Raw genomic sequence first — 13,626 nt, 5'->3', positions numbered from 1 at the left:
GTGTCATTGGTCATGACCGCGCGGCGAGGCGGGGAAACGCGCGTCCAGCGCGGCGAGGAAGTTCGCGAAGTCGATGGGTTTCGTCCAGTAGTCGGCAAAGCCGGCGTGGCGCGCACGGGCGATGTCGTCGGGCATGGCATTGGCGGAGAGTGCGATGCACGGAATCGTGGAGGTGCCGGCCTGCTGGCGCAAATGGCGCAGCACGTCGAAGCCGTCGATGTCGGGCAGCTGGATGTCGATGAGGATCAGGTCGGGCCGAAGCTGCGCGGCCCGCGCCACGCCCGCCATGCCGGTGGGCGCCGACGCGAGCGTGAGGCCCGGCCGCATGCGGATCAGCTCTTCGACCAGCAGCACGTTGACCGGGTTGTCTTCGATGTAGAGCAGGCTGCCGCGGCGTGTGAGCGGGGAGGGCGGGGTGGCGGGCACACCGGGTGTCGCAGGCGGCGCGGAGGGCTGCGCCGTGCCGGCGTCGGGGGCGCGGGGCAGGCGCACCGTGAAGGTCGAGCCCACCCCCGCCTGGCTCTCGACGCGCACTTCGCCCTGCATGCGCCGGGCCAGGGCCTTCACCACCGCAAGGCCGATGCCGGTGCCTTCGATGCCCTCGCGCTCGCGCCCGAGCCGGTTGAAGGGCTCGAAGAGGTGCGCGAGTTGCTCGGGCGTCATGCCCAGGCCGGTGTCGTGCACGAGCAGCTGCACGTGCTCGCCTTCGATCGCGCTCGTGACCGTCACGCGGCCTCGCGGCCGGTTGTACTTGATCGCATTGCTCAGCAGGTTGATGAGCATCTGCCGCAGCCGCGTGCGGTCGCCGATCACCGTGCCCTCGAGTTCGCCGGTGTGCAGCGTGACGCCGTGGTTGCGCGACAGCGTCTCCACCAGCGGCAGCGCCTCGCGCAGCACCTCGTGCAGGCGCACCGGCTGCAGGTCGAGGCGCAGCTGCTCGCTCTCGAGGCTGGAGAGGTCGAGCACGTCGTCGATGAGTGCCAGCAGGTGCTCGCCGGCCGACTGGATGTGCGCGACCTTGCCGCGCGCCTGCGAGGTGAGCCCCTCCTTGCCGATCAGCAGCAGCTGCGCGAAGCCCAGCACCGCGTTGAGCGGCGTGCGCAGCTCGTGGCTCATGCGCGAGAGGAACTCCGACTTGGCCTGGCTCTCTCGCAGCGCCAGCTCGTGCGCGCGCTGGCGCTCCTCGGCGTTCTTGCTCTCGGTCACGTCCCAGTTGACGCCGATGCGCTTGGTGCTGCGGCCGCTTGGGTCGGGGGCCGGCGTGGAGCGCGAGGCCAGCCAGCGCACGCTGCCGTCGGGCCGGATCACGCGGAACTCGTAGGAGGTGGGCCCGGTGTTGCGCGCGGCCTCGCGCAGGGCGGTCTTCACGAGCTCGACGTCGTCGGGGTGGGTCATGGCGATCCGCTGCTCGGCGTTGAGCGCCGAGGGTTGGGGTTCCATGCCGCGCAGGCGGAACATGGCCTCGTCCCACATCGCCTCGCCGGTCTCGACGTTCCATTCCCAGGTGCCCATGCCGACGCTGCGTGCCGCGAGCGCCACGCGTTCGTTGACGCTGCGCAGCGCCATCTCGGCCAGCACCCGCTCGGTCACGTCGAGCGTGACGCCAAAGACCATCGGCACACCGGCGCGGCGCTCGCGGCGCACGCGGTGCACCAGCCAGCGCACCTCGCCGTCGGGCCGCACGATGCGGCCTTCGTGCTCGACCGAGCTGGCGTTGGGCGAGGTGGCCGTGCGGGCCGCGCGCAGCGCGTCGCGGTCGTCGGGGTGCACGATCTCGTTGAGCCACTCCTCGCGTGTGGGCCCGCCCAGGTGCTGGGGGCGGCCGGTGATGCGGAACATCTGCTCGTTCCAGTTCGCGCGCGGGTTGTCGGGCGTGCGGCTCCACACGCCCACGCCGGCGGCGCTCACGGCCGTCTGCAGCAGGTCGGCGCGTTCGCTGGCCTCGCGCAGCTGCTCGACCTGGCTGCTGATGTCGAGCCCCACGCCGATGAACTCGACCGGCTCGCCCTTGTCGTTGCGGCGCACCGCGCGGCGGGTGAGGATGTGGGCCCAGGTGCCGTCGGTGCGGCGGTAGCGGGCCTGCACGTCGACGGGTTCGTCGCTGCGCAGCGACTGCTCGGCCGAGGCGACGATGCCCGGCAGGTCGTCGGGGTGGATCAGCGCGCGCAGCTCGGCGCGCGAGATGCCCTCGGGCCGCGGCTCGAAGCCGAGGATGCGAAAGCCGCGGTCGTTGTAGAAGAAGCGGTCGGAGGCGAGGTCGTGCCGCCACACGGAGATGTTGGCCGCCTCCACCGCGAGCTTGAGGTGGGTGTTGGTCTTGTCGTAGGCATCGGCCAGGCGGTAGACCTCGGTGTCGTCGACGAGCAGGCCGATCGCACGGTCGGGCTCGCCGGTGGGCGAGGTCTTCACCTCCCAGTGCGAATGCACGCGGCGCACGGTGCCGTCGGGCAGCACGATGCGGTAGTGGTGCTCGTAGCGGCCTGCGGCACGGGTGGAGGCGAGGTAGCTCTCCGGCAGGCGGTCATCGGGGTGGATGCGCTGCGCGGCTTCGTCGAACGACGGTGTGCCGTCGCCTTCGGGCAGGCCGAAGAGGCGGAACATGTGCCGGTCCCAGCGGCCGGTGCCGCCGGGGATGTCGCGCTCCCACACGGCCAGGCGGCCGACCTCCTGGGTCATGTCGAGCAGCTCGGCCTGGTGGCGGGCCTGATCGGTGAGGCGTTGCAGCTCGGTGGTGTCGACGAGGCGCAGCAGCCAGGTGGCGGGTGGCAGCGATTCGTCGGCGCCCAGGCGGCGCAGGGTGAGCCTTCCGTGGCGCGACTCGCCGGACGGGGCTTGCCAGCTGAGGGGCCGCTCTTGCTCGTGGGTAGGCCCGCCGAGCAGTTGGGGCCAGTCCGGGCCCGTGACACGCACAAAGGCAGCGTTAGCCCAGACGACGCCGCCTCGGTCGTCGAGCAGGGCCAGCGCGTCGCCGGAGGCGTCCAGCACCGCGGCCCACCCCGGGGCGGGGCTGGGCGACGTCGGCGAGGCCGGGGGTGGAGCCATGAGAGGGCAGTCTAGTCGTCTGCCCGCATCGCGTGGGGCGCGTTTTCGAGGGAGGCCCGCCCAGGGCGGGCCAGTCGTTCACTCGGTCGCGACCTGCAGCACCAGCTTGCCGAAGTTCTCGCCGCTGAAGAGCTTGAGCAGCGTGGCCGGGAAGGCGTCGACGCCGCCCGTCACCACGTCTTCCTTGCTCTTCATCTTGCCGGTCTTCAGATAGCCGGCCATCTCGGCAATGGCCACCGGGTAGCGGTCGACGTAATCGAAGACGACCATGCCTTCCATGCGCGCCCGGTTGACCAGCAGCGACATGTAGTTCGCAGGGCCCTTCACCGCGTCGGTGTTGTTGTACTGGCTGATCGCGCCGCAGATCACGATGCGCGCGCCGCGGGTGATGCGGGTGAGCACGGTGTCGAGGATCTCGCCGCCGACGTTGTCGAAGTAGATGTCGACACCTTTCGGGCAGGCGTCGCGCAGCTGTTCTTTCAGCTTGCCGGCCTTGTAGTCGATGCAGGCGTCGAAGCCGAGCTCCTTGACCACCCACTCGCACTTGGCCGGGCCACCGGCGATGCCCACCACCCGCAGGCCGCGGATCTTGGCGAGCTGGCCCACCGTCTGGCCCACGGCGCCGGCCGCGCCCGAGACGACGAGCGTCTCGCCGGCCTTGGGCAGGCCCACGTCGATCAGGCCGAAGTAGGCCGTCATGCCGGGCATGCCGAGCACGTTGAGCCATTGCGTGGGGGTGCCCACGCGCAGGTCGACCTTCACCAGGCCGGCGCGCTTGAACTCGCTTTCGGGGATGTTGGCGTACTCCTGCACGCCGAGGCTCGCGTACACGTGGTCGCCGACGGCATAGGCCGGGTTCTTCGAGGCGACGACCACGCCCACGCCACCGGCCCGCATCACCTCGCCGATGCCCACGGGGGGGATGTAGCTCTTGCCTTCGTTCATCCAGCCGCGCATGGCGGGGTCGAGCGAGAGCACCAGGGTCTTGATCAGCACGCCCCCTTCGGAGGGCTCGGCCACCGGCTCGGAGGTGTGGCTCCAGTCGCTCGGCTTGGTGTTGCCCACCGGGCGGGCGGCGAGGCGGACCTGGTGGTTGGTGAGGGCGGTGAGGGCGGGCATGGCGGTCTCCGGTTGGATGAGAGGCGCCATGCTAGTGCGCTGCCGGGGGGATGTTGTCGCGTAGATGTCAGCGCCAGGGGCAAGGAACGGGCATAAAAAAACGCGGCCTGGGCCGCGTTTTCAGATGGCTTGGCGCGCGAGGCGCCGAGCGATCAAGCCAGCACGCGAATGTTCGCGGCTTGCAGGCCCTTCTGGCCTTGCTTGACTTCAAATTCGACGCGCTGGTTTTCCAGCAGGGTCTTGAAGCCGTTGCCCTGGATGTCACGGAAGTGCGCGAAGAGGTCGGCGCCGCCTGCATCTTGAGCGATGAAGCCGTAGCCCTTGCTTTCGTTGAACCACTTCACGGTTCCGGTTTGAGTCGTCATGGACGATTCCTATCTTTCTTTGAACAAGTTATTCATGCGCAGCAACATGCTCCGCACGCAGAGACACTCAAGAAACGTACTCGGGGGGTTCTGACGGAACCGGACTGGAACCAGGCCGGCATTCGAAAAAATCACTCGCAACCACTGTCTTGCGTATACCTGTAGGCTGAATATACCTCAGGCATTGCGACACTTTTTCATGAAGCTCTCTGTTCTTGACCAATCCGTCTCATTGAGCGGCAGCAGCGAAGACGCCGCCATCCGCGACACGCTCGCGCTGGCCGAGCACGTGGAGGCGCTGGGCTACCACCGCTTCTGGCTGAGCGAGCACCACAGCCTGCCCACCATCGTGGGCAGTGCCCCCGAGATCCTGATGGCGGCGATTGCCGCGCGCACCAGCCGCATCCGCATCGGCAGTGCGGGGGTGATGCTGCCGCACTACTCGGCGCTCAAGGTGAGCGAGCAGTTCCGCGTGCTGGAGGCGCTGGCACCGGGGCGCATCGACCTCGGTGTGGGCCGCGCGCCCGGTGGCGACATGCGCACCGCCCAGGCGCTCAACCCGCACACCTACGGCACGGCGGAGCACTTTCCCGAGCAGATCCGCGAGCTGCAGGTGTGGACGACCGGGCAACCGCACCGCGGCGTCGTCGCCCACCCGCGCGGCCCGCATGCGCCCGAGGTGTGGGTGCTGGGCAGTTCCGACTACGGCGCGCAGCTCGCCGCGCACATGGGGCTGCCGTATGCCTACGCGTATTTCTTTGTCGACGGGCAGGGCGTGGAACAGGCGCTCGACCTCTATCGTCGGCTCTACCAACCGAGCGAGCGTCACCCGCAGCCGCAGCCCACGATCTGCGTGTGGGCATTGGTGGCCGACACCGAAGAAGAAGCCGTGCACCACGCGCTCAGCCGCGAGCGCTGGCGCGTCGACCGCGGGCGCGGGGTGCTGGGCCCGCTGCAATCGCCCGAGGCGGTGGCCGCACGCGGCTTCACCGTCGACGAGCTGGAGCGGGTGGTCGAGCCGATGCGCCAGCGGGCCTTCGTCGGCACGGCGGCGCAGGTGAAGCGCAAGCTGGAGGCGCTGGCGGCCGAGCTGTCGCTCGATGAGATCGTCATCAACACCTGGGCGCATGACCCGGCGGTGCGCCGCAAGTCGTACAGCCTGTTGGCACAGGCCTTCGGTTTGGCGGACACTCGCCGATAGACCGAGACCAAGACACAGGGAAGGACTGATGCGACAGATCGAATTCGAGCTGCACGGCGACTACATCACGCTCGATGCGCTGCTCAAGGTCACCGGCCTCGCGCACAGCGGCGGGGCCGGCAAGGCAATGGTGGCCGACGGCAAAGTGCAGGTGGACGGTCAGCAAGAGTTGCGCAAGACCTGCAAGATCCGCGCGGGGCAGGAAGTGAGCGTGATGGGTGCGCGGGTGCGGGTGCACGCGCCCACCATGCCGGCGCCGCTCGACGGCATCGAGCGGCCCCACGAACCGAAGCCCGACCGCCGCGGCTGAAGCCGGCGGTAGCGGGCCCGGTCGTTCAATGCATCAGAAGCGGTAGGTCGCGCCGACGCTCACCATGTCGGACTTCGGGCCACCCAGCACGTCGAACTTGTAGCGCTCGTATTCGGCGCGCACGCCGAGGTTCTGCGTCACGTTGTACTGCAGGCCCAGGCCACCCTTCCACGAGGTGCCGTCGCGGCTGTCGCCACCGCCGGCATTCACGCGGCCCTGGAAGAGACCGGCGCGGGCCAGGCCCACCCACTGCGGCGTGAACGGCACCTTCAGCACGCCGTCGACGAAGCCGCCGTCGGCGTCGAGGCCACCGAAGTCGCCGAAGTTGACGTAGCCGAGTTCGAGCGCGATGTTGGGCGTGAAGTCATAGCCGACGAAGGCCTTGGCGCCGACCTTGTTCTTGTCGGTCACGTCGAAATCGCCGCCTTTCCACTTCGACTGGCCCACGTTGCCGCCGATGTAGAGGCCCGAATTTGCCACTTGTGCCTGGGCTGCCGAAACCGCGCAGACGCCCGCAATGCATGCCGCCAGAAGTTGTTTGTTCAAGTTCATTTGAGGTTTCCTTTCGCGTAGTCGTTCAACACGATGAACCGTGGTCATCGGTGGCTGAATGTTGGGCGAGAGGGCCACAAACGCAGATCGGACGAGCGTGCGCGCGGGCGTCGGCCTCTACAGGGTTTGCCTGTAGGAGATGCCCCACGCGAGGGAAGGGGCGTCAGCGGCGGGGCGGGCGGCTGGCGCGGGCCTGCTCGCGCAGCATGAAGAGGTAGAGGCTCTCCACCTTCTCGCGGGCCCACGGTGTCTTGCGCAGGAAGCGCAGGCTCGACGAGATGCTGGGGTCGCTCGTGAAGCAGCGGATGTTGATCTGCTCGCCGAGCCCCGGCCAGCCGAAATGCGCGACCAGCGCATTCAGCATCTGCTCGAGCGTGATGCCGTGCAGCGGGTTGCGAGGTTGTGCGGGTGTCGTCATCGACGCGGGCCTCCGGCCAGGCGCAGCAGGGTCTTGTCGACGCGTTCGAGCGCGGCCATGAAGGCGGCGTCGTCGCGGCCGAAGGTGAAGTCGGCGAACTCGAAGCCGGGGCCGACCGTGGCGCCCACGTAGGCGTAGGCGCCGAGTGGCCCCGCCGCCTGCCACCAGCCCGCGGGCACCACGTGCCGCGGTGTGGTGGTGGCACTGGCGGGCGCGAGCGTCACCTGCTCGATGCGGTCGAGCGTGGGCGGCACGCACCAGAGCTTGAGCGGGTCGCCCTCGAGCAAATGCCACGCTTCGTCGGACGCCACGCGGTGCCACGCGCTGAACTCGCCGGCCTGCAGCAGGAAGTCGATGCTCGTGAGGGCGCTGCGCCGCGGGCGGCCGTCATCGGGGCTCACGCCCTGTGGCGAACGGAAGAACTCGCGGTAGTGCCCGCCTTCGGGGTGCGGCTGCAGCCGCAGCTGCTCGATCAGCGCCTGGGCTCTCATCACGTTCAGGCGACGTAGAGCAGCACGGCGCAGTAGTGCGACGCCGTGCCCCCGAGCACGAAGAGGTGCCACACGCCATGCGCGTGTTTCCAGCGCTCGTCGTTGGCGTAGAAGACGATGCCGATGGTGTAGAGCAGGCCGCCCGCCACCAGCCAGGCGAGGCCCGGGTTGGGCAGCTCGCGCACGAGGGGTACCACCGCCACGAGGGCCATCCAGCCCATCGCCACGTAGAGCGGCACCGACGGCACACGCTCGCGGCCGATCCACAGCTCCTTCACGATGCCGATGATCGCCAGCCCCCACACCGTGCCAAACAAGGCCCAGCCCCAGGGGCCTCGCAGCGTGACGAGCGTGAAGGGCGTGTAGGTGCCGGCGATCAGCACGTAGATCGCGCAGTGGTCGAACTTGACCAGCACCCGCTTCGCCGCGCCACGCACGCTGTGGTACAGCGTGGACGCACCATAGAGCAGCACCATGCTCGCCGCAAAGATGGAAAAGCTCACCACCTGCCACACGTCGCCGCGCAGGGCGGCCTGCACGATGAGCCAGGCCGAGCCGCCCACGGCGAGCAGGAGGCCGGCGAGGTGGCTGTAGCTGTTGAATCGTTCTCCGTGGTACATGAGGAATGAAACTCCGAAATCAGGCGGTGGCTTTGAAGGGGCTGCGCTCGGGCGGCTCGTCGTGGCTCGCGGTGCGCGTGAGCGCACTCACGATCCAGTTGAGGGCCGACACGCGGTGACGCACGGCGCATGCCAGCGGCTCGGGCTTGCAGCCCATCTTGGCCTTGGGTTCGAGAGCGGTGCGGCCGAGCGAGAGCCGGCGTGCACCGAAGGAGATGGCGTCTTCGACCGTGGACTGCAAGAGCGCCAGGTAGATCGGTGCATCGGCATTCGCCGCGCGGTCGTAGCCGATGTAATAGCCGAGCGCGGTCTCGCCGTCGTTGACGCTGGTCACGAAGCCCAGCCATTTCCCGTCGCGCTCGGCCACGCGGCACACAAAACGCTCGCCCAGCGCCTGTGCCATCGCGACGAGGTAGCCGGGCGTCAATGACGCGAGGCGCAGGCCTTGCGCCTGGTGCACCTGCTTGTAGAGGTCGTGCAACTCGTCTTGTCGCGCGAGCATCTCGTCGAGGGTGGCAAGCCGCAGCGTGATGCCGGCTGCGGCGCAGTCCTTCACCAGCTTCTTCGCGCTGCTACGGTAGCTGGAGGTGAGGCTCGCAAGGTAGTCGTCGTACTGCTTCCAGCCGGGTTGCAGCGTGAGCACCATGTCGGGCTCGGTCTCGACGCTGCGGTAGCCGAGCAGCCGCAGCGATTCGCGTGTGGGCTCGCGGTCGGCCATGAAGTCTTTCACCATCACCACGTCCGACTCACCCAGCAGCTTGTCGGCGCGGCGCAGGCGGTACATCGCCTCGCCCACGCCATGCCAGAGCTGCGCTTCATCGACATCGGCCGCAAACGCCACCGAGCGGGCACCCCACACGAGCAGGTTGCCGCAGACGAGCAGGTGCTCCTGCAGGCCGGCGAGCGGTTTGTCCACCAGACGCTTGCTGCTGGGCTTGCGCAGGCTGTCGCCACTCACGCTGACGCGCTGGAACAGCATCGCCGCCACCGGCCGGCCGTCGTCGAGCGCGAGCACGTAGCGCGGCTGCACGTTGGCAGGCGCATGCGCTTCCAGCACGCGCAGGTAGTCGCGCGAGAGGAAGACGGTCTGCGAAGCCAGCGCATCCCAATGCAGCGGGTTGAGCGCATCGATGCGGTCGGCCAGCGCGAAGTGCAGGCCCGAGACCTGGCGGCGCGCCGCATGGCGCTTCTTCAGCGTGGCGGGGCTCGCGACGGTGGGCTTGAGCTTCTTGAGCGTGCTGCCGGTGCGCTTGAGCGAATCGATCGCACCTTTGAGCTGCTTCAAGGAAGGCTTCAACGACGGCTTGGGAGGGGTCGGCATGGCCCGCAATCTAACCCAAGGCTGGCATCATTCCGCCCATGACGCAGATGCTCCCGCCCCCCTACGTTCCGGTCAGCGAACTCACGCCCCTGCTGCGCCGTTTGGGCCATGTGGCCGTGAGCCCTTCGGGCCTGTGCGAGCTGGCGGGTGTCGCGCTCGCCGATCTTCAGGCGCTCGCGCCGAGCTGGAACGACCTGCCGCCCGATGCCTACCTGCGCGACGGGGGCCGCTACCGGCGGCGCCGCCATTCCTGCTTCGTGCTCGACGGCGATCTCGTCACGCAGGCGCCGCATCGTGCGCACTGGCAGCCGGTTGAATACAACGCGCTGCACGGGGGGCTGGAGCGCTGGTTCGAGCCGATGGACCCGGCGGTCGTCGCCCGCGAGGCCTGGCCGCGCCTGCTGCGCAGCCTGGGTGCGGTGTGTTCGTCGGTCAAGGGCACGCGGCCGTGGTTCGTGGAGGCGCACCAGTTCCGCATCGACACCACCGACGGCATCGGCCGTCCCACGCCCGAAGGCGCGCACCGCGATGGTGTCGACTTCGTCGCGGTGATCCTCGTCGGCCGCGCCGGCATCAAGGGTGGTGAGACGCGTGTGTTCGAAGCGCAGGGGGCGAGTGGCATCCGCTTCACGATGAGCGAGCCGTGGACGCTCTTGCTGCTCGACGACGAGCGGGTGATCCACGAGAGCACGCCGATCCAGCCGCTCGACGTTGGTGGCCACCGCGACACGCTGGTGCTGACCTTCCGCGCCGGGGGCTTCCAGGGGCCGGCTTGAGATAATCCACGCCCTGCTGTCGTCTCGAAAGTTCGTCGTGTCTCGATTGTTGTCTGCGCTGTTGCGTCTGGTGCTCGTGGCCGTGGGCCTGGTCTTCGGCCTGCTGGCCGTGGTGTTCGGCCTGGTGCTCGCGTTCTGGCTCATCGTGTGGAGCTTGCTGCGCGGGCGCAAGCCGCAGGTGAAGCGCTTCCGCATGAACCCGTCGAACCCATTCGGCGGCGGCATGGGCGGCCGTCGTGCGCCGGCGGGTGACGTGGTCGACATCGAAGCGCGCGAAGTGCCCGACACGCCGCCGCCACAATTGAATCGCGACCGCGGTTGACGCAGCTTCCGCCCGCGTGCCAGACTGCGCGCCCCATCCACCCACTCGAAGGAGAGAACCATGACACACGCTGACATTGCCCTCCTGTGGGTCGCCGCCACGCACGCTGCTGCCTGAGCCGCGCTGGCAGTTCTCTGATCCCGTCCGAGATCTGAGCTGTCGCCGCAGCGCCCGCACGCTGCTGCCGACGACCCTTCCATCCACCGTTGCCGCACATGGCCTTGGCGCCGTGTGCCGGCGTTCGCATTCCTGACGATGGAAGACAGATCTCATCATGATCGACTTCACTGTCGAGCCGCTGCGCTCGATCGGTTTGACTCCGGCGATGGCCCAGGCGGCCTTCGCCTTTTCCTCCCACTCTGAAGAGCCGCAGCGCCTCGTGCGTGTGACCGAGGTGCACCGCGAGACGCTCGTGGTGCACGACGGCGAACACGAGGCCCGCGTGCGCGCCTTGCCGCGCCTGGTGCGTGACCTGGCGGAGGCCGGCACCGCACTCGCGGTGGGCGACTGGGCGCTGCTCGCACCCGACGCGCACGGCGAGCCCTGGGTGCACGAGCGCCTCGCGCCGCTCACGCACATCGCCCGCCGCGACGCCGATGGCCGCCGCCATCCGGTCGTGAGCAACGTCGACACTGCGCTGCTCGTGATGGGCCTCGACGACGACTACAACCCGCGGCGGCTCGAGCGTTTCCTGACCCTCGTGCAGACCCAGGGCGTGACACCCGTGGTGGTGCTGACCAAGGCCGACGTGGTGCCGCCCGAGCGGGTGCAACAGGGCCTGGCCGAGTTGCGGGAGCGCCTGCCGCGGGGCCTGGAGATGTTGGCGCTCGACGGGCGAGACCCGGCGAACGCGCGATCCCTTGCGCCCTGGCTCGGCAGGGGCCAGACGCTGGTGCTGCTCGGCTCGTCGGGCGCCGGCAAGTCGACGCTGACCAATGCGCTCCTGGGCACGGCGGTGCAAGACACGGGGGCCGTGCGCGAGCACGACAGCCGCGGCAAGCACACCACCACCTCGCGCTCGCTGCACCGCCTGCCGGGTGGAGCCTGCGTGATCGACACCCCGGGTGTGCGCACGCTGCGGCCCGATGTCGACGAAGCCTCGCTCGATGCGGTGTTCGGCGACATCGCCGCGCTCGCGCCGCACTGTCGCTTCCGCGATTGCCAGCATGGTGCCGAGCCCGGCTGTGCGGTGCGCGACGGCGTGTCGCCCGATCGCCTGCGCAACTACCAGAAGCTGCAACGCGAGCTGCGGCGCGACACGCTCACCGCACTCGAGCGGCAGGCGCAGTTGTCGCAATGGAAGACGCTGATGCGCGCCGGCCGCGAGCGCTCGAAGAGCAAGCGCGGAGAGCGTTAGGCGGGCTGGGTGCGCTTGGCCGTTTTGTGCAGGTACATGCGCGCATCCGCGTGCATGAGCAGCTGCGAGCCCGAGTTGATCTCGGAGCCGAAGGCGATGCCGTAGCTGATGCCGGCGTCGGGGTAGCCCGCCTCGTGCAGCTTGCGCTCGACGAGCACCAGGGTGTGGCGCACCAGGTCTTCCTGGTGGCGCTCGCCCAGCACGGCGAATTCGTCGCCGCCGAGGCGGAACACGCCCATGCCGTCTTCCTTCACCACGCTCAGGGCCTGGGCGAATTCGCGCAGCAGGCTGTCGCCATGCGCGTGGCCACGCTCGTCGTTGATGCGCTTCAGTCCATCGAGGTCGATCATCACCAGCATCACCCGCTGCGAAGCCGTGGGGTCGCCGGGCACGTGGGTCATGTTGGTGAGCGCGCGGTCGAAGGCGTGGCGGTTGCCGATGCCGGTGAGCGAGTCGGTGCTGGCCTGGGTGAGCGCGTCGTTGAGCTGCGCCATGTAGGCGTCTTTCTCGCGGCCGAGCAGGCGGATCTTGTCGGCCAGCGCGAAGGCGAGCAGCACGGCGTCGGTGGTGGCGCCGAGCAGGGTGAAGAGCTCGATGTTGCGCATCACGCTCGGCACCAGGCCGAAGTTCGCCGGCAGGATGAGGATGGCCGGCAGCAGCAGTGCGAAGAAGGCGGCGAGGAAGTAGCGCGCCGGCAGGAAGCCCTGGCCGAGGCGGATCATCCCGGAGATGAGCGCGGTGACGAGCGAGACCGAGATGACGGCGGTGGCCAGCAGGTGGGCATAGGCCACCGAGATGAAGCACACCGGCGTGAGCGCGAGCGCCACCAGGATGTTGCCGCGCGCGAACCACGCGAGCCGCGGCGCGTGCTCCTTGAGGCGCAGGAACTCCAGGAAGAAGAGGCTGTTGAACACCGACGACAGGAAGAACATGACGTAGTGCCACGACAGGCCACGCCAGCCCACCCAGTCGGACAGCACGTGCAGCGTCATCGCCCACGACAGGGTGGCGACCAGCAGGTACAGCGCGTAGTACAGCAGCGCCTTGTCGCGCACGCCGAGGAAGACGAAGAGGTTGTACAGCGCCAGCACCAGCATCGCGCCCAGCGCGCACAGCGTGAGCACGTTCTCGGCGACCACCGTCTTCTGGTAGCTGGCCTGGCTTGCGATGTAGATGCTCGGGTAGCGCGCGAAATAGCGGCTCTCGATGCGCAGCAGCACTTGTGCTACCGCGCCTGGCGGCAGCTCGATGTTGCCGCCGTAGTGCAGCATGTAGCTGCTGTTGGCGTTGTAGCCGGTGATGAACGATTGCACCGGCCGCCCTTCGGCATACACGCGCACTTCGATGCGCTCCATCAGCGTGCCGGTCGGGTCGACCACCCAGCGTGTCTGCAGCGTGTCGTTCTGGATGGTGGCGAAGAACCAGTAGGCGCCACCGAAGAGGCTCACCCGCTCGACCTGCTTGTGCTTGGCGAGCCAGGCGGCGAGCTGGCTCGCGTCGGCGGGTGGGGCTTCGTCTTGCGCGGCGTAGAGCTGGCCGCGTGTGGAGATCTCGGATTCGGCGTCGGCGTTGAGCGAGATCGGCGCGGGTTGCGCGTGGACCGGGGTGCCACAGAGCCATGTCGCCAGCATGGCGCAGGCGATGAGCAGGCCGCGCAGCGCACGGCCCAGAGGGCTTGACGACAACCCTGGCATTGAGGCGACCCCTCCGTTCCTTTGGGTGGCCTGGAATG

At 68.8% G+C, this 13,626-nt stretch carries 14 protein-coding genes; 5 read left to right on the top strand and 9 right to left on the bottom strand.

The window, feature by feature from the left end:
• Window positions 1-3: 3 nt before the first annotated feature.
• The 3 genes from KF892_07895 to KF892_07885 form a co-directional block, all read right to left on the bottom strand.
• Complete coding sequence (locus KF892_07895) at window positions 4-3,042, bottom strand: PAS domain-containing protein (GenBank protein MBX3624917.1); 3,039 nt, start codon at window positions 3,040-3,042, stop codon at window positions 4-6.
• 78 nt (window positions 3,043-3,120) lie between these two features.
• Window positions 3,121-4,161: an NADP-dependent oxidoreductase gene (locus KF892_07890; GenBank protein MBX3624916.1), complete on the bottom strand. Its 1,041-nt coding sequence runs from the start codon at window positions 4,159-4,161 to the stop codon at window positions 3,121-3,123.
• A gap of 152 nt (window positions 4,162-4,313) precedes the next feature.
• Complete coding sequence (locus tag KF892_07885; GenBank protein ID MBX3624915.1) at window positions 4,314-4,526, bottom strand: cold-shock protein; 213 nt, start codon at window positions 4,524-4,526, stop codon at window positions 4,314-4,316.
• Between the two features lie 199 nt (window positions 4,527-4,725).
• Between KF892_07885 and KF892_07880 the strand changes: the two genes are divergently transcribed.
• Window positions 4,726-5,727 (top strand): LLM class flavin-dependent oxidoreductase, encoded by a 1,002-nt coding sequence (locus KF892_07880; protein ID MBX3624914.1) that lies wholly within the window; start codon window positions 4,726-4,728, stop codon window positions 5,725-5,727.
• A gap of 28 nt (window positions 5,728-5,755) precedes the next feature.
• Window positions 5,756-6,037, top strand: coding sequence for an RNA-binding S4 domain-containing protein (locus KF892_07875; protein MBX3624913.1), 282 nt, complete (start codon window positions 5,756-5,758; stop codon window positions 6,035-6,037).
• A 33-nt stretch (window positions 6,038-6,070) separates the two neighbouring features.
• On the opposite strand, the gene KF892_07870 is transcribed toward KF892_07875, so the two are convergent.
• The 5 genes from KF892_07870 to KF892_07850 form a co-directional block, all read right to left on the bottom strand.
• Window positions 6,071-6,589 carry a porin family protein gene (locus tag KF892_07870; GenBank protein MBX3624912.1) on the bottom strand — a complete coding sequence of 173 codons (519 nt, stop codon included), beginning with the start codon at window positions 6,587-6,589 and terminating at the stop codon, window positions 6,071-6,073.
• Window positions 6,590-6,752: 163 nt separating this feature from the next.
• Entirely contained in the window at window positions 6,753-7,007 is a 255-nt protein-coding gene (locus tag KF892_07865; GenBank protein MBX3624911.1) for a DUF2132 domain-containing protein, read from the bottom strand.
• A complete protein-coding gene (locus KF892_07860; protein ID MBX3624910.1) occupies window positions 7,004-7,507 on the bottom strand; it encodes a cupin domain-containing protein in 504 nt (167 codons plus the stop codon). Before KF892_07860 ends, KF892_07865 begins: the two co-directional genes overlap by 4 nt.
• Window positions 7,504-8,118, bottom strand: coding sequence for a hemolysin III family protein (locus KF892_07855; GenBank protein MBX3624909.1), 615 nt, complete (start codon window positions 8,116-8,118; stop codon window positions 7,504-7,506). Before KF892_07855 ends, KF892_07860 begins: the two co-directional genes overlap by 4 nt.
• Before the next feature lie 19 nt (window positions 8,119-8,137).
• Window positions 8,138-9,403, bottom strand: coding sequence for a GNAT family N-acetyltransferase (locus KF892_07850; protein ID MBX3624908.1), 1,266 nt, complete (start codon window positions 9,401-9,403; stop codon window positions 8,138-8,140).
• Between the two features lie 83 nt (window positions 9,404-9,486).
• Here KF892_07850 and KF892_07845 point away from each other — a divergent pair, with 83 nt between their 5' ends.
• The 3 genes from KF892_07845 to rsgA all read left to right on the top strand — a co-directional run bounded on the left by KF892_07845 (window position 9,487) and on the right by rsgA (window position 11,894).
• Window positions 9,487-10,215, top strand: a complete 729-nt coding sequence (locus KF892_07845) for a 2OG-Fe dioxygenase family protein (protein MBX3624907.1) — start codon at window positions 9,487-9,489, stop codon at window positions 10,213-10,215.
• Between the two features lie 37 nt (window positions 10,216-10,252).
• Window positions 10,253-10,537, top strand: coding sequence for a hypothetical protein (locus tag KF892_07840; GenBank protein MBX3624906.1), 285 nt, complete (start codon window positions 10,253-10,255; stop codon window positions 10,535-10,537).
• Between the two features lie 274 nt (window positions 10,538-10,811).
• A complete protein-coding gene (gene rsgA / locus KF892_07835; protein MBX3624905.1) occupies window positions 10,812-11,894 on the top strand; it encodes a ribosome small subunit-dependent GTPase A in 1,083 nt (360 codons plus the stop codon).
• On the opposite strand, the gene KF892_07830 is transcribed toward rsgA, so the two are convergent.
• Window positions 11,891-13,579 carry a diguanylate cyclase gene (locus KF892_07830; GenBank protein MBX3624904.1) on the bottom strand — a complete coding sequence of 563 codons (1,689 nt, stop codon included), beginning with the start codon at window positions 13,577-13,579 and terminating at the stop codon, window positions 11,891-11,893. The genes rsgA and KF892_07830 overlap by 4 nt on opposite strands.
• Between the last annotated feature and the right edge of the window lie 47 nt (window positions 13,580-13,626).

Source organism: Rhizobacter sp. (assembly GCA_019635355.1).
Classification (GTDB): domain Bacteria; phylum Pseudomonadota; class Gammaproteobacteria; order Burkholderiales; family Burkholderiaceae_C; genus Rhizobacter.
This window is presented reverse-complemented; position numbering and strand designations above follow the sequence as displayed.